34 protein-coding genes are annotated in these 21,786 nt (G+C 51.8%); 33 read left to right on the top strand and 1 reads right to left on the bottom strand.

Translation table 11 applies throughout. From position 1 onward, the window contains the following. Positions 1 to 106: 106 nt before the first annotated feature. The 29 genes from rplD (at position 107) to AB7C91_RS12580 (ending at position 15,882) form a co-directional block, all read left to right on the top strand. Positions 107 to 736, top strand: a complete 630-nt coding sequence (gene rplD, locus AB7C91_RS12720; RefSeq protein WP_332447230.1) for a 50S ribosomal protein L4 — start codon at positions 107 to 109, stop codon at positions 734 to 736. A gap of 11 nt (positions 737 to 747) precedes the next feature. Continuing rightward, entirely contained in the window at positions 748 to 1,050 is a 303-nt protein-coding gene (rplW, locus tag AB7C91_RS12715; RefSeq protein WP_332447229.1) for a 50S ribosomal protein L23, read from the top strand. 14 nt (positions 1,051 to 1,064) lie between these two features. After that, positions 1,065 to 1,889 (top strand): 50S ribosomal protein L2, encoded by an 825-nt coding sequence (gene rplB, locus AB7C91_RS12710; protein ID WP_332447228.1) that lies wholly within the window; start codon positions 1,065 to 1,067, stop codon positions 1,887 to 1,889. 9 nt (positions 1,890 to 1,898) lie between these two features. After that, positions 1,899 to 2,171 (top strand): 30S ribosomal protein S19, encoded by a 273-nt coding sequence (gene rpsS / locus AB7C91_RS12705; RefSeq protein ID WP_321296735.1) that lies wholly within the window; start codon positions 1,899 to 1,901, stop codon positions 2,169 to 2,171. A gap of 17 nt (positions 2,172 to 2,188) precedes the next feature. Beyond that, positions 2,189 to 2,551: a 50S ribosomal protein L22 gene (rplV, locus tag AB7C91_RS12700; protein ID WP_428592013.1), complete on the top strand. Its 363-nt coding sequence runs from the start codon at positions 2,189 to 2,191 to the stop codon at positions 2,549 to 2,551. After that, complete coding sequence (gene rpsC / locus AB7C91_RS12695; protein ID WP_428592010.1) at positions 2,552 to 3,259, top strand: 30S ribosomal protein S3; 708 nt, start codon at positions 2,552 to 2,554, stop codon at positions 3,257 to 3,259. Positions 3,260 to 3,265: 6 nt separating this feature from the next. Further along, positions 3,266 to 3,682: a 50S ribosomal protein L16 gene (rplP, locus tag AB7C91_RS12690; RefSeq protein ID WP_428592007.1), complete on the top strand. Its 417-nt coding sequence runs from the start codon at positions 3,266 to 3,268 to the stop codon at positions 3,680 to 3,682. A gap of 4 nt (positions 3,683 to 3,686) precedes the next feature. After that, entirely contained in the window at positions 3,687 to 3,893 is a 207-nt protein-coding gene (gene rpmC, locus AB7C91_RS12685; RefSeq protein WP_428592004.1) for a 50S ribosomal protein L29, read from the top strand. A gap of 15 nt (positions 3,894 to 3,908) precedes the next feature. Then, positions 3,909 to 4,160 carry a 30S ribosomal protein S17 gene (gene rpsQ / locus AB7C91_RS12680; protein WP_428592001.1) on the top strand — a complete coding sequence of 84 codons (252 nt, stop codon included), beginning with the start codon at positions 3,909 to 3,911 and terminating at the stop codon, positions 4,158 to 4,160. A 15-nt stretch (positions 4,161 to 4,175) separates the two neighbouring features. After that, a complete protein-coding gene (rplN, locus tag AB7C91_RS12675) occupies positions 4,176 to 4,541 on the top strand; it encodes a 50S ribosomal protein L14 (RefSeq protein WP_428591998.1) in 366 nt (121 codons plus the stop codon). A 12-nt stretch (positions 4,542 to 4,553) separates the two neighbouring features. Further along, complete coding sequence (gene rplX, locus AB7C91_RS12670; RefSeq protein ID WP_428591995.1) at positions 4,554 to 4,859, top strand: 50S ribosomal protein L24; 306 nt, start codon at positions 4,554 to 4,556, stop codon at positions 4,857 to 4,859. Next, positions 4,859 to 5,410, top strand: a complete 552-nt coding sequence (gene rplE, locus AB7C91_RS12665) for a 50S ribosomal protein L5 (protein ID WP_428591992.1) — start codon at positions 4,859 to 4,861, stop codon at positions 5,408 to 5,410. The genes rplX and rplE overlap by 1 nt, the downstream gene beginning before the upstream one ends. A 12-nt stretch (positions 5,411 to 5,422) precedes the next feature. Next, positions 5,423 to 5,608: a type Z 30S ribosomal protein S14 gene (locus AB7C91_RS12660; protein ID WP_428591989.1), complete on the top strand. Its 186-nt coding sequence runs from the start codon at positions 5,423 to 5,425 to the stop codon at positions 5,606 to 5,608. A 9-nt stretch (positions 5,609 to 5,617) separates the two neighbouring features. Beyond that, on the top strand, positions 5,618 to 6,016 hold the full coding sequence (rpsH, locus tag AB7C91_RS12655; protein WP_332447843.1) for a 30S ribosomal protein S8: 399 nt from the start codon (positions 5,618 to 5,620) through the stop codon (positions 6,014 to 6,016). Positions 6,017 to 6,027: 11 nt separating this feature from the next. Then, a complete protein-coding gene (gene rplF, locus AB7C91_RS12650; RefSeq protein ID WP_332447842.1) occupies positions 6,028 to 6,573 on the top strand; it encodes a 50S ribosomal protein L6 in 546 nt (181 codons plus the stop codon). A gap of 17 nt (positions 6,574 to 6,590) precedes the next feature. Next, entirely contained in the window at positions 6,591 to 6,950 is a 360-nt protein-coding gene (gene rplR / locus AB7C91_RS12645; RefSeq protein ID WP_332447841.1) for a 50S ribosomal protein L18, read from the top strand. Positions 6,951 to 6,959: 9 nt separating this feature from the next. Next, positions 6,960 to 7,472 (top strand): 30S ribosomal protein S5, encoded by a 513-nt coding sequence (gene rpsE, locus AB7C91_RS12640; RefSeq protein ID WP_332447840.1) that lies wholly within the window; start codon positions 6,960 to 6,962, stop codon positions 7,470 to 7,472. Between the two features lie 4 nt (positions 7,473 to 7,476). Further along, positions 7,477 to 7,665 (top strand): 50S ribosomal protein L30, encoded by a 189-nt coding sequence (gene rpmD, locus AB7C91_RS12635; protein ID WP_332447839.1) that lies wholly within the window; start codon positions 7,477 to 7,479, stop codon positions 7,663 to 7,665. 1 nt (position 7,666) lies between these two features. After that, positions 7,667 to 8,098: a 50S ribosomal protein L15 gene (gene rplO / locus AB7C91_RS12630; protein WP_332447838.1), complete on the top strand. Its 432-nt coding sequence runs from the start codon at positions 7,667 to 7,669 to the stop codon at positions 8,096 to 8,098. 14 nt (positions 8,099 to 8,112) lie between these two features. After that, a complete protein-coding gene (secY, locus tag AB7C91_RS12625) occupies positions 8,113 to 9,429 on the top strand; it encodes a preprotein translocase subunit SecY (protein ID WP_332447837.1) in 1,317 nt (438 codons plus the stop codon). Between the two features lie 15 nt (positions 9,430 to 9,444). Further along, positions 9,445 to 9,558 carry a 50S ribosomal protein L36 gene (gene rpmJ, locus AB7C91_RS12620; RefSeq protein ID WP_013608481.1) on the top strand — a complete coding sequence of 38 codons (114 nt, stop codon included), beginning with the start codon at positions 9,445 to 9,447 and terminating at the stop codon, positions 9,556 to 9,558. A 53-nt stretch (positions 9,559 to 9,611) separates the two neighbouring features. Further along, positions 9,612 to 9,977, top strand: a complete 366-nt coding sequence (rpsM, locus tag AB7C91_RS12615; RefSeq protein ID WP_332447836.1) for a 30S ribosomal protein S13 — start codon at positions 9,612 to 9,614, stop codon at positions 9,975 to 9,977. Between the two features lie 14 nt (positions 9,978 to 9,991). After that, positions 9,992 to 10,369 (top strand): 30S ribosomal protein S11, encoded by a 378-nt coding sequence (gene rpsK / locus AB7C91_RS12610; protein WP_013608479.1) that lies wholly within the window; start codon positions 9,992 to 9,994, stop codon positions 10,367 to 10,369. 18 nt (positions 10,370 to 10,387) lie between these two features. Further along, positions 10,388 to 11,029 (top strand): 30S ribosomal protein S4, encoded by a 642-nt coding sequence (gene rpsD, locus AB7C91_RS12605; protein ID WP_332447835.1) that lies wholly within the window; start codon positions 10,388 to 10,390, stop codon positions 11,027 to 11,029. A 9-nt stretch (positions 11,030 to 11,038) separates the two neighbouring features. Next, a complete protein-coding gene (locus AB7C91_RS12600; protein WP_332447834.1) occupies positions 11,039 to 12,091 on the top strand; it encodes a DNA-directed RNA polymerase subunit alpha in 1,053 nt (350 codons plus the stop codon). Continuing rightward, on the top strand, positions 12,081 to 12,518 hold the full coding sequence (gene rplQ / locus AB7C91_RS12595; protein WP_332447833.1) for a 50S ribosomal protein L17: 438 nt from the start codon (positions 12,081 to 12,083) through the stop codon (positions 12,516 to 12,518). The genes AB7C91_RS12600 and rplQ overlap by 11 nt, the downstream gene beginning before the upstream one ends. Before the next feature lie 211 nt (positions 12,519 to 12,729). Next, positions 12,730 to 14,262, top strand: a complete 1,533-nt coding sequence (rny, locus tag AB7C91_RS12590) for a ribonuclease Y (RefSeq protein WP_428591980.1) — start codon at positions 12,730 to 12,732, stop codon at positions 14,260 to 14,262. 7 nt (positions 14,263 to 14,269) lie between these two features. After that, positions 14,270 to 15,070 (top strand): TIGR00282 family metallophosphoesterase, encoded by an 801-nt coding sequence (locus AB7C91_RS12585; protein ID WP_428591977.1) that lies wholly within the window; start codon positions 14,270 to 14,272, stop codon positions 15,068 to 15,070. Continuing rightward, entirely contained in the window at positions 15,070 to 15,882 is an 813-nt protein-coding gene (locus AB7C91_RS12580) for a TlyA family RNA methyltransferase (protein ID WP_332447831.1), read from the top strand. Before AB7C91_RS12585 ends, AB7C91_RS12580 begins: the two co-directional genes overlap by 1 nt. Here AB7C91_RS12580 and AB7C91_RS12575 read toward each other — a convergent pair. Then, complete coding sequence (locus AB7C91_RS12575) at positions 15,839 to 16,315, bottom strand: GerMN domain-containing protein (protein WP_428591973.1); 477 nt, start codon at positions 16,313 to 16,315, stop codon at positions 15,839 to 15,841. The two genes, AB7C91_RS12580 and AB7C91_RS12575, sit on opposite strands and share 44 nt — an antisense overlap. Before the next feature lie 127 nt (positions 16,316 to 16,442). Here AB7C91_RS12575 and ptsP point away from each other — a divergent pair, with 127 nt between their 5' ends. The 4 genes from ptsP to AB7C91_RS12555 all read left to right on the top strand — a co-directional run. Further along, a complete protein-coding gene (gene ptsP / locus AB7C91_RS12570; protein WP_428591970.1) occupies positions 16,443 to 18,176 on the top strand; it encodes a phosphoenolpyruvate--protein phosphotransferase in 1,734 nt (577 codons plus the stop codon). Continuing rightward, entirely contained in the window at positions 18,145 to 19,686 is a 1,542-nt protein-coding gene (der, locus tag AB7C91_RS12565) for a ribosome biogenesis GTPase Der (RefSeq protein ID WP_332447828.1), read from the top strand. The genes ptsP and der overlap by 32 nt, the downstream gene beginning before the upstream one ends. A gap of 2 nt (positions 19,687 to 19,688) precedes the next feature. Then, on the top strand, positions 19,689 to 20,396 hold the full coding sequence (locus AB7C91_RS12560) for an HAD family hydrolase (protein ID WP_332447827.1): 708 nt from the start codon (positions 19,689 to 19,691) through the stop codon (positions 20,394 to 20,396). 17 nt (positions 20,397 to 20,413) lie between these two features. Next, a partial coding sequence (locus AB7C91_RS12555; protein WP_428591965.1) for a SpiroCoCo family coiled-coil protein occupies positions 20,414 to 21,786 on the top strand: 1,373 nt, incomplete at its 3' end.

The following is a 21,786-nucleotide window of genomic DNA, read 5'->3' as shown; positions in this document are numbered from 1 at the left end:
GTGTCGATGAAGAGATGCAGGTCCTTATGGTTAAGGGTGCTATCCCTGGCCCCGCCCAGAGTGTCGTCATCGTCAAGAAAGCGATCAAGAAGTAGGGGCGAGATATATGGAAACGAAAGTCTTTTCTATTGACGGCAGTGAAGTCAGAACCATTGTGTTGAACGACGAAGTCTTCAACCGAGAGGTGAGTGACGGATCTATTTACTATGCCGTAAACAACGAGCTTGCAAACCGCCGCGTCGGTACTGCATGCACGAAGACCCGCGCAGAGGTCCATTATAGCAACACCAAACCGTACAAGCAGAAGGGAACCGGTAATGCACGTGCCGGTGACAAGAAGTCTCCTGTCTGGGTCGGCGGTGGTACGATCTTCGGGCCCAAGCCGCGCGACTACAGCTATACGCTTCCCAAGAAGATGAAGCGGCTTGCTATGAAGAGTCTGCTTTCCCTGGGTGTCCAGGAGGAGCGCCTCGTAGTCGTCGAGGATTTCTCTCCTGAGAATGGCAAGACCAAGGAACTGAACCAGATCATCAAGAACTTCGTCAAGGATGAGTCCAGAACCATTCTGATCCTCAAGGATGACGATGTCATGATGCGCCGTGCTGCGAAGAACATTCCGTACCTGCGTGTCCTTTCCTACAACAGGCTCTCCGCCAAGGAGCTGCTGTATGGAAGAAAGGTCTTGGTTCTGGAAAGTGCCGCTAAGAATCTGAACGATTTCTACGGCGACAAATAAGGGGACCGGAAATGAGAGCAGACCAAATTATTATTGAACCCGTACTGAGTGAGAAGACAAACCTTGCTCGTGAGGGCGAAACGAAGAGATACACATTCAGGGTCCATATGGACAGCAACAAATTCCAGATCAAGGCTGCAGTGAAGGAGCTGTTTGGAGTTGAGGTTGCAGCTTGCAATGTGATGATTGTAAAGGGCAAGCCGAAGTATTCCCGCGGCAAGGGTGGCAGCATCCTTGGTAACACCGGTGACTGGAAGAAGGCTGTCGTAACCTTGGCCAATGGTGCAACCATTCAGGCCATCGAAGGCGTATAAGGAGAAGTTGGAACATGGCTCTTAAATCTTACAAGCCCAATACTCCCGGCCTTCGCCAGAAGACCACGTTGGTCTTCAGCGAGCTGACTGCCAGCAAGCCTGAGAAGTCTTTGACCAAAGGTCTTTCCAAAAAGGCCGGTCGAGATACCTTTGGGCGCATCAGCGTTCGTCGTAGAGGCGGCGGCCACAAACGAGCATATCGTACCATCGATTTCAAGCGCGACAAGTACGGGATTCCCGGTGTCGTCAAGACCATCGAATACGATCCGAACCGCAGTGCAAACATCGCATTGATTTTCTATGTCGATGGTGAAAAGCGCTACATGATCGCCCCCAAGGGGCTGACGGTCGGGACCAGCGTAATCAGCGGACCCGATGCACCGATTCAGAGCGGCAATGCCCTTCCGTTGAAGAACATTCCTCTCGGGCTTATGGTGCACAACGTCGAGCTTACCCTCGGCCGTGGCGGACAGCTTGTCCGTTCCGCAGGTTTGGGTGCAACCGTTGTGGCAAAAGAAGGTGACTACGTTACCCTCCGCCTCCCTTCCGGCGAGATGCGCATGGTGTTTGGCGAATGCTACGCTACCCTCGGGCAGCTTGGCAATGAAGATCATATGAACGTCAGCCTCGGAAAGGCCGGTGCAAGCCGTCACCTTGGAAAAAGGCCGAAGGTTCGCGGTGTTGCGATGAACCCGATTGATCACCCGCATGGTGGTGGTGAAGGGAAGACTGCAGCAGGCCGCAACCCTGTTACCCCATGGGGTAAGCCGACCAAGGGTGGAAAGACCCGTTCCAAGAAGAAGCCTTCCGGCGCATTCATCGTTAAGAAGCGGAAGTAGGAGTAGAAAGTGGCTAGATCAATCAAAAAAGGTCCTTTTATTGAAAAGAAATTGTATAAGAGGATTCAGGAGTCTCTTAAGACGAATCAGAAGCAGATGATCAAGACTTATTCCCGCTGTTCTACGATCATCCCTGAAATGGTTGGATTCACAATTTCCGTGTACAACGGAAAGACTTGGATTCCAGTGTATGTGACGGAAAATCTGGTTGGACACAAGCTCGGTGAGTTTGCCCCCACCAGAATCTTCCGCGGTCATGCTTCCGACAAGAAGGTTGGTTAAGCGATATGGGTACTAACATGGAAGAAAAGAAAGGTTATTCAGCGACTGCCAAGTATCTGATGGTATCCCCTTCCAAGGTTCGCCCCGTCGCCAATCTTGTTCGGAATAAGTCGTATGCGGAAGCAGTTGCAATTCTCGAGGCTATGCCCCAGAAAGGTTCCTACCTGATTTTGAAGGTATTGCAATCCGCTTGTGCAAATGCGCTTGATCAGAACAAGAAACTCGACGAAGAGAGCCTTGTGGTCAAGGAGTTGCAGGTTAACGAGGGTCCGAGGCTCAAGAGAGTCTGGCCGAGATCCCATGGAAGACGGGATATTCTGCTTAAGAGGATGTCACACATTACCGTCGTCGTTGACGAAAAAGCAAGCGTGAGGAAGTAAATGGGCCAGAAAGTTAATCCTATTGGACTCCGTCTTGGAGTCAACAAGACCTGGAAGTCCAAGTGGTATGTGGACCCCAGGGAGTATGCGGACACGCTGCATGAAGACTTGAAGCTGAGAAAGGCTTTGGTTGAATGCCCGGAAGTCCAGGGTGCTGAGATCTCGGATGTGGAAATCATCCGCAAGCCTCAGCGCATCACGATTGTGATCACCACCAGCCGCCCCGGTATCATCATCGGTAGCAAGGGTGCGAATGTTGAGAAGCTCGGTGCACGTCTGCAGAAGCTTTCCAACAAGAAGGTGCAGATCAAGATCAAGGAGATCAAGAAGCCTGAGGTTGACGCCCAGCTGATCGCCATGAACGTTGCCAAGCAGCTGGTTGCCCGCGGTTCTTTCCGCAGAGCAATGAAGACCGCTGTTTCCAAGGCAATCCAGAATGGTGCCCAGGGAGTGAAGATTCGGCTTTCCGGTCGTATCGGTGGTGCAGAGATCGCCCGCTCTGAATGGATGAAGGAAGGAAGAGTTCCCCTCCATACGCTCAGAAGCGACATCGACTACGGGTTCACCACGGCAAATACCACCTTCGGTGTCATTGGCGTCAAGGTATGGGTGTTCAATGGTGAGATCTACGATCGTGCAGTCAAAGACGACGCCGGCGGGTTGGTACGAAAGCCCAGCAAGAGCGAAGGCGTTGAGGCAAGGAGTTAGTAGACCATGCTTAGTCCAAAGAGAATTAAATACAGAAAGAAGCAGCGTGGTACCAGAGATGGCGTTGCCCACCGCGGAAATACGATTGCTTTCGGTGAGTTCGCTTTGCTTGCTCTGGAGCCCCGGTGGATCACCAACCGCCAGATTGAGGCCGCCCGTATCGCAATGACCCGTCACATCAAACGTGGCGGTAAGGTATGGATCAGGATTTTCCCCGACATGCCCTATACCAAGAAACCTGCCGAAACCAGACAAGGTAACGGTAAGGGTTCCCCCGAAGGATGGGTGGCTGTTGTAAAGACCGGTGCGGTTATGTTCGAGATGGGTGGTGTTACCGAAGAGCTGGCTCGTGAGGCATTGACGCTTGCAGCGTCCAAGCTTCCGATCAAGACAAAGTTTGTCGCCAGAAGGGAAGTGGAGTGAGATTATGAAGAATTCATATAAAGATTTGACCCTTGACGAGCTGATGGCCAAGAAGGAAGAGCTCCACAAAGAGTATTTCGACCTTCGCATGGGAAGAGTGCTCGGGCATGTGGAGAATCCGCTTGCTGTTCGTACCGTCAGGAGGAACATCGCTCGTGTGAATACCCGCATTCGCGAATATGAGCTCGGCATCCGCCAGGCGGCAAAGTAAGGGAGAGCGATTCAGATGGAAGTTAACAAGAAGAGTTTTACCGGCCAGGTGGTCAGTGACAAGATGGACAAGACTATTGTCGTGGCCATCTCCTCCAGAAGACTGCATCCCCTGTATAAGAAGTATGTGACCACCACCAAGAAGGTGAAGGCACATGATGAACGGAACGAGGCCAATATCGGGGACACCGTGCGTGTCGTTGAATGCCGCCACATCAGTAAGGATAAGTGCTGGCGTCTCGTGCAGATCGTCGAGCGCGCTCGGTAATAGGAGAGAGACGATATGGTACAGATGCAGACCTATTTGAACGTAGCGGACAACAGTGGCGCCAAGCAGGTGCAGTGCATCAAAGTGCTTGGCGGCAGTCACCGGTATGTAGCCGGTGTTGGTGATATCATCGTTGTTGCTGTCAAGAACGCACTGCCCCACGGCGCCATCAAGAAAGGTGACGTCATGAAGGCGGTTATTGTTCGTACGAAGAAGGAATACCGCAGACCTGACGGTACCTATATCAGGTTCGATGACAACGCTTGTGTTATCATCGATGCCAACAATAACCCGCGCGGCAAGCGCATCTTCGGGCCCGTAGCAAGAGAGCTGCGTGACAAGTTCATGAAGATCGTTTCTCTCGCGCCGGAAGTGTTGTAGGAGTGTGTGCACATGAAGCTTAAGAAGAACGACACCGTAATGATCATTGCAGGCAAGGACAAAGGTAAGACCGGCAAGATCGTAAAGGTAGACCGTGAGAATGAAAGGGTCGTCGTCCAGGGTGCCAACATGGTCAAGAAGACCATGAAAAAGAAGAATCCGCAGGATAAGGGCGGCATCATGGAAATCGAGGCTCCGATCCACGTTTCCAACGTTGCGTATGTCACCACAAAGGGTGAGCCTACCAGGATCGGGTACAAGTTTGATGAAAGCGGAAAGAAAGTCCGCTATGCCAAGAAAACCGGGGAAGTAATCTAATGGAAAAGTTTGTACCAAACCTCAAAACAAAATACCTCGAAACTGTAGCTCCCGCTCTGTTCAAGGAACTTGGCTACTCCTCGAAAATGCAGATCCCTGCCGTCGAAAAAGTTGTTGTCAGCGTTGGTGTCGGCGAAGCCATCACCAATAAGAAGCTGCTCGATGCCGCCGTCAAGGAACTCGAGCAGATTACCGGCCAGCATGTCCTGAAGACCAAGGCCAGAAAGTCCATCGCCAACTTCAAGGTCCGCGAGGGCCAGGAGATTGGTGCCATGGTTACCCTCCGCGGTGACAACATGTGGTTCTTCCTGGAGAGATTGATCAGCATCGCTCTTCCCCGCGTCAAGGACTTCAAGGGTGTAAAGCCCAATGCCTTCGACGGCCACGGAAACTATTCGCTTGGCATCACCGAGCAGATTATTTTCCCGGAAATCGACTTTGACAAGATCGAGCGTGTCAGCGGCTTCAATATCGCCATTGTTACGACCGCTAAGACCGATGAAGAAGGCTTTGCCCTGCTGAACAAGCTTGGCATGCCCTTCAGTAAATAAGGGTGGAGACATATGGCAAAGAAATCAATGATTGTTAAGGCCCAGAGGGAACCCAAGTTCAGTACCAGACACGTCAATCGCTGCAGAATTTGTGGCAGACCCCGTGGCTATATGCGCCAGTTCGATATGTGCAGGATCTGCTTCCGCAAATTGGCAAGTGAAGGCCAGATTCCTGGTGTTACCAAATCCAGTTGGTAGGAGAGAAAAATGGCTGTAAGTGATCCAGTTGCTGATATGCTGACCAAAGTCAGAAATGCTAGTTTGGCTAAGCATGAAAAGGTCGATATTTCCACTTCCAAGATGAAGCTTCAGATTGTGAAGATTCTCAAGAATGAGGGATATATCAAGAATTTCAAGAAAGTGACCAAGGATGGAATTTCCTATATCCGCGTTTTCTTGAAGTATGATGAGAAGCAGAGTCCTGTATTGCACGGGATTGAACGCATTTCAACTCCGGGTCGTCGGATTTATACCGGCTACCGGGATATGCCCCGTGTGTACAACGGACATGGTGTCGTTGTAGTCTCCACTTCTACTGGTATCATTACCGGGAAGAAGGCTACTGAGAACAAGGTCGGTGGCGAACTGATCTGCTCTATTTGGTAAGGTGGTATAGAATGTCCAGAATTGGAAAATTGCCAATCACAATACCTCAAGGGGTCAAGATTGCCATCAGTGATGGTGTCATCAATGTTGAAGGTCCGAAGGGAAAGCTCAACTGCCAGACCCGCCCGGAAGTGGTTATTGCCATTGAGAAGACCGAAGTGAAGGTTGAACCCAAGGACGGGTCCAAGGAAAGCAACAGCTTCCAAGGCCTGTACCGCCAGTTGATCAACAATATGGTCATCGGCGTTTCCAAGGGGTATTCCCGGACTTTGCTGATCAACGGCGTCGGATACCGTGCTGAGCAGAAGGGGAACTTGTTGACCCTGAACCTTGGCTATTCCGAGCCGATTGAAGTTATTCTTCCCCAAGGAATCACTGCTACCGTAGAGAACCCGAACAAGGTGGTGATCAGCGGTATCGACAAGCAGAAGGTCGGCCAGGCATGTGCTGATATTCGTTCGCTGCGTGGTCCTGAGCCGTATAAGGGCAAGGGTATCCGCTATGAGAACGAAGTCATCCGGCGCAAGGCTGGTAAGACTGCTTCGGCTAAGAAATAACGGGTAGGTGAAGAAAGATGAATAGAGTAATCGATAAGCAAAGAAAGCTTGCCCGGCGCAAGTATCATATCCGCAAGAGTATTTCGGGTACTGCCAGCAAGCCGAGGATGAGTGTCTTCCGCAGTAACTCCCATATGTATGTTCAGGTCATTGATGATGTGGCTGGTAGCACGCTTGTGTCGGCCAGCACCATGGAGACCGAGTTGAAGGGCTTGAAGAACACGGTCTCTGATGCTGCAAAGCTTGGGGAAACCGTCGGCAAGAGAATGCTTGAGAAGAACATCGATACCTGTGTGTTTGACCGCAACGGGTACCTGTTCCACGGAATTGTCAAGAGCATCGCAGACGGCGCACGCAAAGCCGGCGTCAAGTTCTAGGGGGAAACTGTGGATAGATCGAGAGAAAGAGATAGAGACAAGAACGACGGGTATGTGGAAAAGCTGATCAAGCTCAACCGCGTTGCCAAGGTTGTCAAGGGTGGTAGAAGGTTCTCCTTCTCCGCTTTGGTGGTCGTTGGTGACCAGAATGGCAAGGTCGGATATGGATTTGGCAAAGCCAATGATGTAACCGAGGCCATTCGCAAGGCCGTCGATCGTGCAAAGGCAAATATGATTGTGGTTCCCGTGAAGAAATCGACTATTCCTCATGAGATCCTGGGCAACTACAAGAGCGCAAGTGTTCTGCTGAGGCCCGCAGTACCTGGTACCGGAGTCATTGCCGGTGGTGCAGTCCGTGCCATCTGTGACGCTTGCGGTATCAACGACATCCTGAGCAAGAGCCTGGGTTCCAAGAATTCCATCAATACGGTGAAAGCCGCATTCGATGCTCTGGAGCACCTCTTTGATGCAAAGGCTGTTGCGAAGAATCGGGGCAAGTCCCTGAGTGAGATGTGGGGGTAAGATGATGGCTGACGCGAAGAAGATTAAGGTAACCTTGATCAAAGGCCTTGCCAATACCATGCCTGTTCAGCGCAGGACGGTGAAGGCTCTTGGTCTTGGCAAGATTTCCAGCTCGGTTGTACACGACGCCACTCCCGCAACCCTTGGGATGGTGCGCGTGGTAGCTCACCTTGTGAAAGTCGAGGAGATGTAAGATGGGACAGATTCACGCACCGAAAGGTGCCAATACCAAAAAAACGATCGTAGGTCGTGGTGCTTCCTCGAAGGGCCGCACCTGCGGCAGGGGTCACGACGGACAGAATTCCCGCTCCGGTGGTGGTGTCCGTCTTGGTTTTGAGGGTGGTCAGATGCCTCTGTACCGCCGTGTCGCTCGCAGGGGTTTCTCGAACAGTGTATTCACTCAGGAGTATGCAGTCGTGTCCCTCGATGTGATTTCCGCCAACTTCGAAGATGGAGATGTAGTTACCCTCGACGCCCTTAAGGACGCTGGGTTGGTGAAGGGCTACAATGTACAGGCAAAAATCCTGTGCAATGGAGAGCTCACCAAGAAGGTAGTCATTGACGGACTGAAGGTTTCCGCAAGCGCAATCGAGAAGATTAAAGCTGCGGGTGGCGAAATCAGATAACAAAGAAGGGCTTTATGGCAAACTCCTTAGTTGAGATGTATAGAATTAAGGATCTTCGGAAGAAGATACTCATTACCCTGGGCCTGCTGATCGTCAGCAGGATCGGGGCTGTGATTCCTATTCCTGGGATTGATCCGGAAGTTCTGAAACTGTATTTCCTCTCTCAGAGTAATAGTTCCAGTGTCGGACTTACCGAGTACTTGGACTTCTTTTCTGGTGGAGCTTTTTCCAACTTCTCACTCTTTATGTTGGGCGTCATGCCCTACATCAGCATGCAGATTATTCTGCAGTTGTTGATGCTGGTTGTGCCTTCATTGAAGAAATTGGCTCAGGATCCCTCAGGCCATAAAAAGATTCAGGCGTACACTAGGTATGGAACAATTGTTGTTTGTCTGATTCAGTCGTATGTAATTACCATCTACGCCAATTCCATTCCCGGCGTGATGACAATCGGTATCGTTCCGTTCACGTTGGTAGCAATGCTCACCGTAACGACCGGATCGATGCTGTTGCTTTGGATCGGTAACAAGATCACCCAGTGGGGTATCGGAAACGGTATCAGCTTGCTGATCTTCGCCGGTATCGTCGCAAGATTCCCGAGAGCCGTCTCGGTCCTGTTCAGCAATATCTCCGCGGGTGTGCTGAATCCGATCGTGGTTTTGGTGGTCTTTGTGATGTTCTTGGTGGTTGTCGCTCTCGTCGTCTACGAAGAGCAGGGCGTCCGAAAGGTCCCCGTGAACTATGCCAAGCGAGTGGTAGGCCGCAAGATGTATGGCGCCCAGAGCACCTACATTCCTATTAAGGTCAACCCCTCCGGTGTTATTCCGGTAATCTTCGGGAGTGCATTGCTCTCCTTCCCGTTGCAGATCGCTGCTACCTTGGGTCCTGAGGTGAAGTGGCTTGCCGCTTTCGCCAACTGGTTGCATCCGCAGGGTGTCCCCTATATGATTATCTACGCCCTGTTGATCATAGCGTTTGCTTTCTTCTATACGCAGGTGTCCATGAACCCGGTGGAGATGGCCAAGCAGATCCGCGAGAATGGTGGCTCGGTGCCCGGAGTACGGTCCGAGAAACTGGAAGAGTATCTGACCAGGGTACTCAACCGTATCATTCTTCCCGGTTCCATTTTCTTGGCTTTCATTGCCTTGATTCCCACGCTGGTACAGAAGTTCTTTAACTTCCCCTCGACGGTGGCCATGCTTTTTGGTGGAACGTCATTGCTGATTCTTGTCGGCGTTGACTTGGATACCATGCGCCAGATTGAGGGTGTCATGAAAATGCACCACTACGATGGGTTCAGTGTGGGTAGCAAGAAGTCAAAACACATTTAGGCTAGGAGCTGGAACATGAAAGTAAGAGCAAGTGTCAAACCGATTTGTGACAAGTGCAAAGTAGTCAGACGGAATGGGGTGGTTCGTATTATTTGCGACAATCCCAAGCACAAGCAGAGACAGAGATAAACAGGGTTCGGCGCAAGCCTTCCACTCTATAAGAGAAATTCAGGAGGCCATGAATGGCGAGAATTGCAGGTGTAGATTTGCCGAACAAGGCAGTGAAAATCGCCTTGACCTATATCTACGGGATCGGTAGGTACTCGGCGGTTGAAATTTGTGAAAAAACGAAAATCAATCCCGATACCAATATCAATACTCTATCCAGCGATGATCTTGCAGTATTGCGAAAGGTCATCGAGGAAGAGTACAAAGTAGAGGGACGTCTGAGAACAGAGGTCGCTCTGAATATCAAGCGCCTTATGGACATCGGTTGCTACCGCGGCCTTCGTCATCGTAAGGGTCTTCCCGTACGCGGACAGCGGACCAAAACCAATGCCCGTACTCGCAAGGGTAAGAAGAAGACCGTTGCGGCTAAGAAGAAATAAGGAGCAGGTACCATATGGCTACAGCAAAACGTAAAGTCAAGAAGACGGTATATGAAGGCAATGTCTATATTCAGGCTACCTTCAACAATACCATTGTTACCGTAACCGACCTCAATGGGAATGCGGTATCGTGGGCAAGCGCCGGCGGACTTGGGTTCCGTGGTGCCAAGAAGTCCACTCCCTATGCAGCACAGACCACTGCCGAAAAGGCTGCCAAGGCTGCTATGGATAGCGGACTGCAGGAAGTTAACGTATTTGTGAAGGGACCCGGAGTTGGCCGCGAAAGTGCCATCAGAACGTTGGGTGTGCTTGGGCTGAAGGTCCGCTCCATCCGTGACGTCACCCCCATCCCGCACAATGGATGCAGACCTCGCAAGAGTAGAAGAGTCTGATGAGGAGAGAGCAGATACATGGCAAGATATACTGGACCTAAATGCAGATACTGCAGAGCCGAGAGGACCAAGTTGTTCCTCAAGGGTGATAGATGCCACAGTGGCAAGTGCCCGATGAATGACAGCAAGAGCACCGGCCTTCCTGGCAAGGACCCCCGCGCTCGTGCCAAGAAACCGACCGACTATGGTTTGCAGCTGCGTGAGAAACAGAAGCTGAAGAGAACCTATTGCATGCTCGAGAAGCAGTTCAAGCTTACCTTCGATGAAGCAGCAAGAATTCCCGGAAAGACCGGTGAAAACCTGATCATGCTCCTTGAGCAGAGATTGGACAACGTGGTGTTCCGCCTCCATTTTGCTTCCAGTCGTAATCAGGCAGCCCAGATGGTCAACCATGGCCACATTTTCGTAAACGGCAAGCGTGTTTCCATTCCTTCCTACCGCCTCCGCCCCGGTGATGTCGTCAGCGTGGGTCCCAGCGGACAGAAGATGATTATGATCAAAGAAAACCTCAAGGAATACACCAAGTCCGGTGTCTGCCAGTGGCTGAGCCTGGACGTGGATGCGATGAAGGGTACCTTTGTTGCCGTTCCGAGGAGAAGTGAAGTCACCGAGCTCGAGAAGATTAACGAGCAGCTGGTAGTCGAGTTGTATTCCAGATAAGGAGTAACCATGGCACGCAAAAACCTTCTGAAGGGCTTCAAGAAGCCCAAGGGGATTACCTTCGAACACAGCGCAGTTGAGCCGAATTATGGTAAATTCATAGCCTATCCGTTTGAGAGAGGTTTTGGGACCACAATCGGAAACACGCTCCGGAGGGTGCTTCTCTCTTCGATCCAGGGGTATGCCGTCACTGCCGTTAAGTTCACCAGCTTCAATGAGGATGGTGTCCCCCATCTGATCAGCAGCGAATATGAGCAGCTTCCCGGTGTGCGCGAGGATATCGCGGACATCATCGCCGCCTTGAAGAAACTACAGATCAGAATGCCCGAGGATTCGGAGGGGACCAACCTCCTCATCGAATGCAAGGGGCCCGGTGTTGTGTCCGGCGCGAACTTCGAGCGTGACCAGGTTGAGATCACCAACAAGGATTTGGTAATTTTCACGATGATGGATGATGCCAACATCGAGATGGAAGTCCAGATTGACCTTGGTAGGGGCTATGTCCCGTCTGAAATCAACGAGAAGTATGTGGAGGAGATCGGGACTATTCCCATCGACGCCAATTTCTCACCGGTTACCCGCGTCAAGTATTCGATCGAACCAACCCGTGTCGGCTATCGCAGTGACTATGACAAGCTTACACTGGAAATCTACACCGATGGTACGATAGCTCCTCAGAATGCACTCGCTGAAGCTGCGAAGATTGCGAAGGAATACTTCCAGATCTTCATCAACTTCGATGAGACGTTGATCAGCAACAATGATGAGGTGGATGAAGAGGAAGAGAGGGTCCGCAAGATTCTCAATACTTCGGTGGAGGAGCTCGAGCTGACTGTCCGCTCCAGTAACTGCCTGAAGAACGCGAACATCCGTACGATCGGCGATCTCACCAAGAAGACAGAGGAAGAGATTGCAAAGACGAGGAACTTTGGAAAGAAGAGCCTCCAAGAGATCAAGGAAAAACTGAAGGAGTGGAATCTCAGCCTTGGGATGACCGACTACAGTGTTCTGAAGACTGCAATCAAAGTACCTGGGAACAAGGAAGAAGAGAATGAAGCATAGGATTGGATTCAATGCGCTTAGCAGGAACTCTGCCCACCGCAAGGCCCTCAAGCGCAACATGGTGACCTCCCTGTTCAGATATGAACGGATCGAGACCACCAAGGCAAAGGCTCTGGAAGTTCGCAGAATGGCAGAGAAGATGATTACCCGTGCAAAGATCGACAGTGTTGCAAACCGCCGTCAGATTGCAAAGGATATCACCGATGAAGCTGTTGCTGCAAAGCTGTTTACAGAGATCGCTCCCTTGTTTGTCGAGCGGAAGGGCGGCTACACCCGCATCCTGAAGACCGGCAACCGCCTCGGTGATGCAGCCGAGATGGTAATCCTCGAGCTGGTTGAGAAGACCGCAAAGCCCGAGAAGAAGGCTGAGAAGAAGGCTGAAAAGAAAGCCGCAAAGCCTGAGAAGAGTGAAAAAGAGGAAAAATAAGCCTCTTCTTATCCTCTTCACCAATCAAAAAGCCCTATCGGGCGAAGCCGCTGTTGTGATGACAGCGGTTTTTTATTTGCTTGCATCAGTTTGCATCTTTTTAGCAAATTGAATAGCTGTCTGTACTTATGGTATATATTGTTGCACTATGAAGCCTTGACAATTGTGACAAGCGTACGTATCATTGTACCATTACAATAGGGGGTAGTATATGAACAATATACTTATCATCCTCCTTAGTTGTCTTATTGGTATCATCTTAGGTTGGTTGAGCCGTTGGCTGTATGCGAAATTTAAGCTTACCTCGATTGAACAAAAATCAATCAGATTGAACGAGGAAGCGATAAAGGAAGCGGAAGCAAAGAGCAAGGAGCTCTTGCTTGAGACTCGGGATCAGTTGTTGAAAGAACAACAACAGCAGGAACGAGAGGCTAGGGAAAGACGGATTGAACTGCAACGGTCAGAGAGGAGACTCCTGCAGAAGGAAGAGAATCTCGAACACAAGCAGGCTGAATTGGATGCTATCAAAAAGCAATTGGGAGAACGGGAAGCAGGTCTTACCCGAAAAGAACAAGAGGTTGCCGAGAAAGAAGGCAGCTTGATTACTGAACTTGAACGCATCGCAGGGTTGTCCGCTGATGAGGCGAAGTCCATCATCATGGAGACGATGTACAACGATGCGAGGAGAGACGCTCAGCTCATGATCAACAAGATTGAGCAGGAAGCACAGCTCTCCGCTGACAAAAAGGCTCGTGAAGTAGTTGTGACCTCGATCCAGAGGCTTGCCACGGAAGTCGTCAGTGACGTGACGGTCAGTTCGGTGAGTCTGCCCAGTGATGAAATGAAGGGCAGGATCATAGGTCGTGAGGGGCGGAACATCCGTACCTTGGAGACCTTGACCGGGGTGGATGTCATCATTGATGACACTCCGGAGGCTGTAGTCATTTCCTGTTTCGATCCGGTGCGCAAGGAAATCGCACGCGTGGCTTTGGAGCGCTTGGTCCAGGATGGGCGTATCCACCCGGCACGGATTGAGGAAGTGGTCAACAAGGTGACCAAGGAAATCGGTCGCATCATTGCTGATGAAGGGGAAAAGGTGATCTTCGATCTCGGCATCCACAATGTCGGTCCGGAGACCATCCGTGCTTTGGGCAGGTTGCATTTCCGTACCAGTTATGGACAGAACGTGTTGAACCACTCCAAGGAAGTCGCCATCCTGTCCGGGATGATCGCCAGTGAAATCGGTGCAAACAGTGAGCTTGCCGTCCGGGCCGGCCTACTGCACGATATCGGCAAGGGCATCGAGACGGAGAGTGATGCGAACCATGCAGAGCTCGGGGCGGATATGGCCAAGCGCCTTGGTGAGGATCCTCGGGTGGTCAATGCCATCCTGGCCCACCACAATGACACCGAGCCACAGACGTTGGAAGCGGTTATCGTACAGATTGCCGATGCCATCAGTGCTGCACGTCCTGGTGCACGGCGTGAGACGCTGGACAATTACATCAAACGTCTCGAGTCGCTGGAACAGATTGCTGAAAGCTTCACCGGCGTGGACAAGGCATATGCCATCCAGGCAGGGCGTGAGCTGAGAATTCTCGTGAACAACGATCAGGTAACCGATGATGGGGCCAAGGAGATCGCCAAGGGCATCGCCAGCCGCATCGAAGCTGAACTGAGATACCCAGGCCGGATCAAGGTGACCATCATCCGAGAGATGCGGGTCGTTGAATACGCTAGGTAGGTTGTTGGTGGCTGATGCAAAAACACTGGTAGTCCTGCTGCTTGGGGATGTCTGCGGACAACCCGGAAGCAGGGCTCTCTTTCTTGGGTTGCATACCCTGATCAAGGACTATCATGCTGATATGGTCGTAGTCAACGGCGAGAATGCCGCCAATGGCTTCGGCCTTTCCGCATCTCTGATGGAACAGTTCTTTTCCCTTGGTGTCAGCGTGATCACCAGCGGGAATCATATCTGGCAGCAGGATGATCTGCGACCGTTGCTCGATAGTGAGAAACGGTTATTGCGTCCTGCAAATTATCCTCCCCAGGCACCGGGACATGGATCGGTCGTGGTGGATGTCAAGAACCACAAGGTGGCGGTGCTCAATCTCCAGGGTCGACAGTCGATGCCGAGTATCGATTGCCCGTTCCGGGTGGGAATGGAGCAGGTACAGCGACTAGGCAAGCAGACATCCCTCATCTTGGTCGATTTTCATGCGGAAAACCCGGAGGAGAAGGAAGCTCTTGCCTTCTACTTGGATGGCAAGGTGTCTGCCGTGGTGGGAACGCATACCCATGTACAGACCTCCGATGAGAAATTGCTTCCCCAAGGAACTGCGTATATTACCGATTTGGGGCTGTGCGGGCCTTCAGAGAGCGTCATCGGCAGTGAACCTTCCATTTCCATTGCAAGACAATTGACGCAGATGCCGCTTCGCAGCGAAATCGCCGATACTCCTCCCCTGATTCAGGGGGTGTGTGTCACCATCGATACCGCAAGCGGTCATGCCCGTTCGATCGAGCGGTTCTCCCGGTTGTACGCAATCTGATGAAACGACACAGAGTTGCCCTGCTGCAGGCTCTGTCCCGGCAGTTCGACGAATATACCAAGGATCAACTCACCGCCTTTATCGTTTGCCGCAATGTACTGGTCGATGGAGTGTTGGTTGCCGATCCCCGTCAACCGGTGTTCTCCGATGCTGCATTTTCCTTCACCTTCGATACCTATGTATCCCGTGGGGGATACAAGTTGGAGCATGCACTCAATGCGTTCGGATTGGACGTCACCGGTATGGTCATGCTCGATGCCGGGTCCTCCACCGGAGGCTTCACCGACTGCCTGCTCAAGAAGGGAGCCCGTCTCGTCCATAGTGTCGATGTCGGGTACAATCAATTGGATTGGCGGCTGCGTACCGATGAGAGGGTCATCGTCCACGAGAAACAGAACATCATGACCTTGGAAGCGTTGGATCCTCCCTGCCAGGCGGCGGTTTGTGATCTTTCGTTTCGTTCGATTGCAGGAGCGGCCGCTCATATCCTGAAGCTCTGTAATGACAGCTGGCTGGTTTCCTTGATCAAGCCGCAGTTCGAGGTTCCCAAGGGCCTGAGCAACTTCAATGGAGTGGTGGGAGATCATCGCCTGCTGGTCGATGTGATGGGAAGGGTCGTCGATCTCCTGTCAGAGGACGGGGTGGGTATCCAGGCGTTGGCCAAGAGTCCGATCACCGGTCATAAGGGGAATGTTGAATTTCTTGCTCTGCTGACTTCAGCCCAAGGGTTTCCCAAAGCGGAAGTACAGCAACAGGCTATGCAGCTGCTCAGCGAATCATCCGGCCTTCCACCAGAACCACAAGATCCTTGACGTTGGAAAACCCAAGCGAAGTCTGTTTCATCTGGGCATAGGCTTTCTGCATGTCGGGCGATTGGAGATATTCCTTGCTCACATCAACGAATAGGATTTTGTTGGACAACGTAAGGCCCCTGAGTTTCGTTCCGGGGGCAATGAAGCTCATCTGACCTTGTTTCAGAGCCTCTTGGGTAGGCCCTCCCAATAATGCCTCAAAGGTGTCATGATACACGTTTCCCCCTAAACGGGGTTGGCTGACGGTGGACAAAGGATAGGAACCATCGAAGGAAGCAAAGGCAACCCGTACGCTGCGGACATTGGTGTACTGCTTCGCCTCGGTTGCCTGGTCGAGCAAGGAAAGCACCCCGCTTTCGACGACCGCCTGCTTGACCCGTGGATATCCAAAAGCGACGATTGTCAGAGTGAAGAGCACCCAAATGAGGACCATCAACAATGGTCTCTTCGCGCTTGTTTTGGATTCGGGTCTGTTTGTGTCCATCGCCTGCATTCTAGCAAAAGAGGCTCTGGGTTTCCAGCTTTACATGAGCGGATAAAGTCCGTATAGTACATTACATATGAGGATATTCAAGGGGATCGCGGCCTCCGAAGGGTTGGCAAAAGGGAAGGCGTTGGTGCATCACCAAGCCTCAATGGTTGCTGAAAAGCAGCACATCCTGGCTGACGGCATTGCAGGTGAGCTGGAAAAATTCAGAACTGCATTATCTACGGCCAAGCGTACGTTGGAGGAACACAACGTGCGTGATATCACCAAGGAATCCAAGGAAATTCTGGAGACCCATCTTATGATGCTTCAGGATCCGGAGTATATCCAGCAGATCGAAGCTTACATATCCACCAATCTGGTATGTGCCCAATGGGCTGTCGATTCGGTCACCACCGATATGGTGGCGCTTCTGGAGAAGACCGAGGATGCATTGCTTCGTGAGCGGGCTGTCGATTTTCGTGATGTCTCCTTGTATTTGATTGATGCGATCAAAGGCAAAGGCTCCCACAGGATGGAAAACCTTGATGAGGACGTCATCCTGGTCGCCGATGTTCTGATGCCATCCGAACTGTTCGCCATGGATAAGACCCATGTTCTTGGCATCAGCCTGGATGGGGGAGGCAGGGCAAGCCATGTCGCCATTCTGGTACGTGCCTTCAATATTCCCACAGTCCTTGCAACCGGAGGAGCATCGAAGACCGTCAAGGATGGGGATGAGGTCATCGTGGATGGAACCTATGGAGAGGTGTTTGTACGACCCGATCTCATGGTTTCCCAGATGCTGGACGAGCGGTTTGAGCTATGGCAGCAATATGAAGTCGAGTTGCATCAGATGGCCGATCTGCCGTCTGTCACCACCGATGGACATCCGGTACAGCTGAAGGCTAATATCCAGACATCCAGCGAAGTCGATGGCATCAAAGCCCTCGGAGCCTGCGGCATCGGATTGTTCCGTTCGGAATTCCTGTTCATGGAATCCTTGGAGCATCCCTCCGAGCAACGGCAGTTCGAGGTCTACAAGCAGGTGGTGGAGTCGATGGCCCCCAATCCGGTTACCATCAGGACCATCGATATCGGTGGTGATAAGGTGGTCAGCGGTCTGGGGATCGATGAGAAGAACCCGATCCTCGGTTGGCGTGCCGTACGGTTCTGTCTCTCGCGCAAAGATATATTTACTATACAACTTCGGGCGTTGCTCCGCGCCAGTGTGTATGGAAAACTTCAGATCATGTTCCCGATGATCAGCGGGGTCGAGGAATTGAATGCGGTGTTGCATCTGCTTGAACATGTCAAGGAAGAGTGCCGTACCGAACATATTCCTTTTGATCCGAATGTGAAGGTGGGAACGATGATCGAGGTACCGTCTGCAGCCTTGTGTGCAGACATTCTGGCAAAGAAGGTGGATTTCTTCTCAATCGGGACCAATGACTTGATCCAATACACGATCGCCGTCGATCGTGGCAATGAGAAGATAGCGTACTTGTACCAACCATTTCACCCCGGGGTGCTTCGTTCGATCAAGATGATCGTCGAGATGGCCCACCAGAACAACATACCGGTAAGCCTGTGTGGGGAAATGGCTTCCGATCCGCTCTGTTCCGTGCTGTTGGCCGGGCTGGGGATGGATGAATTGAGCATGGGATCGCAAAGCTTGTTGCAGGTCCGCAAGATACTTCGTTCGGTTTCCTTTGAGGAAGCGAAGCAACTTGCCGACCACGTATTGGGTATGGATTCCTATCTTACAATAACTACGTATATACGGGAGTGGATGCATGACCGATTCGATCATATCACCACCATCTGAATCATTTGAAGCGCAGGCGAAGATTCCTGTCGTTTCCATCATCGGACGCCCCAATGTGGGCAAATCTACGCTTTTCAATCGCTTGATCGGGAAACGGAGAGCCATTACCGACCCTACTCCCGGAGTTACCCGGGACCCTATTCCTGAACGGTGGCTGCTGGGCAACCATCCGGTGACCCTCATTGACAGCGGCGGGGTGAAATTGGAACGTGAGGGCCTTGATGATCTGGTTGCCGAGAAGAGTCTTGGATTGCTTGGGAACAGTGATGCCATCATTTTCATGATGGACTGCACCGAAGTAACGGCGGAAGACCATGAGCTTCTGGAATTCCTCCGCCCCTACACCGACAAAGTGGTTTTGGTCGTCAACAAGCTGGACGACCCGAAGCGGCAGGACCTGTTGTGGGAATACTATGAGTACGGCTATCAACGGATTCTTGGTGTTTCCGCTGCACATGGTCTCGGGATCGAGGAACTGGAAGAGATGCTCCTGGGTATGCTCAACTTGGTAAGCTTGGAAGATGCACCTGAGGAAGAGGACCGAGTCAAGCTGGCGATCATGGGCAAGCCGAACACCGGGAAATCCACCTTGACCAACCTGTTGGTCGGCCGGGATGTTTCCATTGTCAGCGAGATCGCCGGTACCACCCGCGACGTGGTCATGGGTTCATTTACCTACAAAGGCAGTGATTTCACCGTCCTCGATACCGCCGGTATCCGACGCAAGAGCAAGGTCGAGGAGGATGTGGAGTATTATTCGGTTAATCGGGCGATCAAGACGATTGATGAAGCCGATGTAGTCCTGCTCATGATCGACAGTGTCGAAGGTCTTGCCGACCAAGACAAGAAAATCGCCAATCTGATCGTCCGAAGGGGAAAGGGTATCATCCTGGTACTCAATAAGATCGATCTGCTCAGTGGCGTAGGGAATGAGCTTGAGGCCATCAAGGACAGGATCCGTTTCTTGTTTCCGATTCTTTCCTTTGCGCCTATTGCTGCGATCAGTGCTCTCGAGGCGCAGGATATCGGAAAGCTGCTCGATACCGTCTGGTCGGTCTGGAGGCAGCTGAACAAACGAATCGATACCGCCAGGCTCAATGAGGCGATCAAGGATTGGGGCGAGGCCTATCAGCCGCCTCGTGGCACCACCGGTCACTTCAAGGTCTACTATGGGACCCAAATCAGCGCCAATCCGGTGAAATTCCTGATGTTCGTCAATCGGATCAAGGAATTCCCGCAAATCTATATCCAGTATCTGAAGAATTGTATTCGTCGTGACCTCGGTTTCACCTTGATCCCGATCGAAATAGACCTGCGTGAACGTCGGCGCAACCCTTCATTGCATGAACGTGGGCCGAAGGCTCCGGTTGTGACCACTGCCAAGCGTGAAGTGAAGCGCAATACGGGGGGAAGGGCGTTTGCCAAGCCGAAAGCCGTCAAACCGGGCAACAAGGCTGCCGTGGGGAAGATACGCAAAAGCCGCGAGAAGATGGGGAACAAGCGAGGTTGAGGATGGGGTTTTTAACCGAACAAGGTATTTCTGTCCTCTGTCTCGATATTGATGGAACGTTGTACCCGAAAAGAATGCTTAATGCGAGGATGCTTCGTTCCTCATTTCCTTCCCTTCGGTTGGCCTTTGCGTTCAACTGGGCCCGGGCGCAATACCGTCGTGACCAAGAGCGTGTTCCCACCATCCCGAATACTCGCGAAGGCCTGCTGGACCGGCAGGCCCGGTTGGTGCTTTCCCATCTTGGGCAACCGGCGGAAAGCGGCCGCTTGCTCCGCCTCAGGGCGCAGATCGACCGGCAGTTCTATCATGCCTGGGAACGGTCGTTTCGTACTATACAACCGTTTCCCGGATTGCGTGAGGCGTTGCTTGCTGCGAAGCAACAAAATATCCGTATAGCGGTGTTCAGTGATTTCCCATTGGCCGGGAAACTGCAAAACCTGGGTATCGAGGATTTGGTCGACCAGGCCTATAGTGCGGAGGAGAGTGGGTATCTCAAACCGAGTCCCCTGGCCTTCTCGTATTTGTTGGACCGCTTGGCGGTGGATCCTGATCAGGTTTTGTTTATGGGTGACAGTTACCAGAAGGATTGCCAAGGGGCGAAACGGGCCGGCATGTATGCTTGTCTGATCACACGACGAGCCAAAACCCTTCACCCTGATGCGGATTTGGTTGTCCGCTCTTGGAAGGAGTTTGCTTCTCTGGTACTCTGAGTCCATGGAGGTGCGCGATGGGACTTGAATTATTACTTCCTGTGATACTTTTCTTGATCACCCTGGTCATCATCTATCTTTTGCGGGTTGAGGATAAGCGAGACCGTCGTCTGGATCTGATGAAGCAAAAGGTGTCCATGTTCTCCAAGGAAGTCGAGTCCGCACGTTCTCAGTTCAAAGATACGGTTCAGCAAGCTGAGGAGCGAATCAACCATAAGATTGAAGCATCCAACCAAATGTTGCTTCGTATCGACGGACAGTTGACTGATCTTGAGGTGCGTAGTGACGATCTGGCCAAATTGCAGGGTGTACTCACCGCCTATCGGGATTCCTTGACCAAGTTGGGCGCCTCCACTGCCCAGGTGGAGACCCGCATCGAGCAGTTGAAGGAGGAAGTCCATCGTATCGAAGCCGTACAAATGGTCATCGATGGATTTGATGCGCGGATCAAGGATTTCGGTCATGCATTGGAAGGTATGGTTGCGCAAAGCAGTGATGCCATCGCCCAGCAACAACAGCGGGTCAAACAGTTACTTGATGGTTCCTATGCCAAGCTGCAGGAATATGAGCAGGAAGTGCAGGAGGTGGAACGGGCCAACCAGGCTCGGGTCGCTTCGCATGCCGAACAATTGAAGAGCCATGAAGCTGCTTCCTTGGCGGTCCTGTCCAACCAGCTTGTCAAGATTCGTCAACTCGGCGACGATAGCGAACAGGTCATCACCTCCAGCCAACGGGCTCTGGAGCATCTGCGTGAGCAATCTTTCCAAGATGTGAATGAACAGAAAAAGAGCTTTGACTCGCTGAAAGTGGAGCTGGAAACCTCAATCGCCGAGCAGAAGCAAGCACTCGAAAAACTTCAGGAATCTGTAGAGAATAGATCTGCAGAAGCAATGCACGCGTATCACGAGTCCTGTAATGCCAAGATGGAGAGCTTGTTTGAGAAGACTCTCAACAGAACGGATAAAGCGTTCCAGACCATGGTACAGACGGTTTCTGCCTTCATCCAGGAATTGGATGACCGGATGCGTCAAGCCCAGCAGCTCGAAAAGCATAGACTGCATACCCAGCAACAGACACTGGAAGACTACGCCAAGGAAATTCAAATACTGGTCGAAAAGCATACCCAAGCCGTTGAGCAGATCAGGCTACAGCAGCGCAAGCAGGAAGAAATGCAGCAGGTCATCGCTCATCTCAAACAAGAAGCCACTGCTTTGCATTCCGAATTGTCCCAACTGACGCAACAGAAGGAAAGTCTTGTGCAGGATACCGAAGAGCGGACTTCCCAGGCCGCCGCCTTGACCGCTTCCCTTGCCCTGCTTTCTGAACAACTTTTGCAAAAACAGGAAGCCTTGCAACAGATGTTGCCGGAAAAACAAGCTGAGGAGCCTGA

The organism is Sphaerochaeta sp. (assembly GCF_050256055.1).
Lineage (GTDB): Bacteria > Spirochaetota > Spirochaetia > Sphaerochaetales > Sphaerochaetaceae > Sphaerochaeta.
The sequence above is the reverse complement of the archived record's forward strand: the minus strand, read 5'-3'. Positions and strand labels throughout refer to the sequence as shown.

Bases quoted from the DNA above. Each gene is read 5' to 3' on its own strand.
- rplD (WP_332447230.1), top strand. From the start codon at position 107: ATGGAAACGAAAGTCTTTTCTATTGACGGCAGTGAAGTCAGAACCATT.
- rplW (WP_332447229.1), top strand. From the start codon at position 748: ATGAGAGCAGACCAAATTATTATTGAACCCGTACTGAGTGAGAAGACA.
- rplB (WP_332447228.1), top strand. From the start codon at position 1,065: ATGGCTCTTAAATCTTACAAGCCCAATACTCCCGGCCTTCGCCAGAAG.
- rplV (WP_428592013.1), top strand. From the start codon at position 2,189: ATGGAAGAAAAGAAAGGTTATTCAGCGACTGCCAAGTATCTGATGGTA.
- rpsC (WP_428592010.1), top strand. From the start codon at position 2,552: ATGGGCCAGAAAGTTAATCCTATTGGACTCCGTCTTGGAGTCAACAAG.
- rplP (WP_428592007.1), top strand. From the start codon at position 3,266: ATGCTTAGTCCAAAGAGAATTAAATACAGAAAGAAGCAGCGTGGTACC.
- rpmC (WP_428592004.1), top strand. From the start codon at position 3,687: ATGAAGAATTCATATAAAGATTTGACCCTTGACGAGCTGATGGCCAAG.
- rpsQ (WP_428592001.1), top strand. From the start codon at position 3,909: ATGGAAGTTAACAAGAAGAGTTTTACCGGCCAGGTGGTCAGTGACAAG.
- rplN (WP_428591998.1), top strand. From the start codon at position 4,176: ATGGTACAGATGCAGACCTATTTGAACGTAGCGGACAACAGTGGCGCC.
- rplX (WP_428591995.1), top strand. From the start codon at position 4,554: ATGAAGCTTAAGAAGAACGACACCGTAATGATCATTGCAGGCAAGGAC.
- rplE (WP_428591992.1), top strand. From the start codon at position 4,859: ATGGAAAAGTTTGTACCAAACCTCAAAACAAAATACCTCGAAACTGTA.
- AB7C91_RS12660 (WP_428591989.1), top strand. From the start codon at position 5,423: ATGGCAAAGAAATCAATGATTGTTAAGGCCCAGAGGGAACCCAAGTTC.
- rpsH (WP_332447843.1), top strand. From the start codon at position 5,618: ATGGCTGTAAGTGATCCAGTTGCTGATATGCTGACCAAAGTCAGAAAT.
- rplF (WP_332447842.1), top strand. From the start codon at position 6,028: ATGTCCAGAATTGGAAAATTGCCAATCACAATACCTCAAGGGGTCAAG.
- rplR (WP_332447841.1), top strand. From the start codon at position 6,591: ATGAATAGAGTAATCGATAAGCAAAGAAAGCTTGCCCGGCGCAAGTAT.
- rpmD (WP_332447839.1), top strand. From the start codon at position 7,477: ATGGCTGACGCGAAGAAGATTAAGGTAACCTTGATCAAAGGCCTTGCC.
- rplO (WP_332447838.1), top strand. From the start codon at position 7,667: ATGGGACAGATTCACGCACCGAAAGGTGCCAATACCAAAAAAACGATC.
- secY (WP_332447837.1), top strand. From the start codon at position 8,113: ATGGCAAACTCCTTAGTTGAGATGTATAGAATTAAGGATCTTCGGAAG.
- rpmJ (WP_013608481.1), top strand. From the start codon at position 9,445: ATGAAAGTAAGAGCAAGTGTCAAACCGATTTGTGACAAGTGCAAAGTA.
- rpsM (WP_332447836.1), top strand. From the start codon at position 9,612: ATGGCGAGAATTGCAGGTGTAGATTTGCCGAACAAGGCAGTGAAAATC.
- rpsK (WP_013608479.1), top strand. From the start codon at position 9,992: ATGGCTACAGCAAAACGTAAAGTCAAGAAGACGGTATATGAAGGCAAT.
- rpsD (WP_332447835.1), top strand. From the start codon at position 10,388: ATGGCAAGATATACTGGACCTAAATGCAGATACTGCAGAGCCGAGAGG.
- AB7C91_RS12600 (WP_332447834.1), top strand. From the start codon at position 11,039: ATGGCACGCAAAAACCTTCTGAAGGGCTTCAAGAAGCCCAAGGGGATT.
- rplQ (WP_332447833.1), top strand. From the start codon at position 12,081: ATGAAGCATAGGATTGGATTCAATGCGCTTAGCAGGAACTCTGCCCAC.
- rny (WP_428591980.1), top strand. From the start codon at position 12,730: ATGAACAATATACTTATCATCCTCCTTAGTTGTCTTATTGGTATCATC.
- AB7C91_RS12580 (WP_332447831.1), top strand. From the start codon at position 15,070: ATGAAACGACACAGAGTTGCCCTGCTGCAGGCTCTGTCCCGGCAGTTC.
- AB7C91_RS12575 (WP_428591973.1), bottom strand. From the start codon at position 16,315: ATGGTCCTCATTTGGGTGCTCTTCACTCTGACAATCGTCGCTTTTGGA.
- ptsP (WP_428591970.1), top strand. From the start codon at position 16,443: ATGAGGATATTCAAGGGGATCGCGGCCTCCGAAGGGTTGGCAAAAGGG.
- der (WP_332447828.1), top strand. From the start codon at position 18,145: ATGACCGATTCGATCATATCACCACCATCTGAATCATTTGAAGCGCAG.
- AB7C91_RS12560 (WP_332447827.1), top strand. From the start codon at position 19,689: ATGGGGTTTTTAACCGAACAAGGTATTTCTGTCCTCTGTCTCGATATT.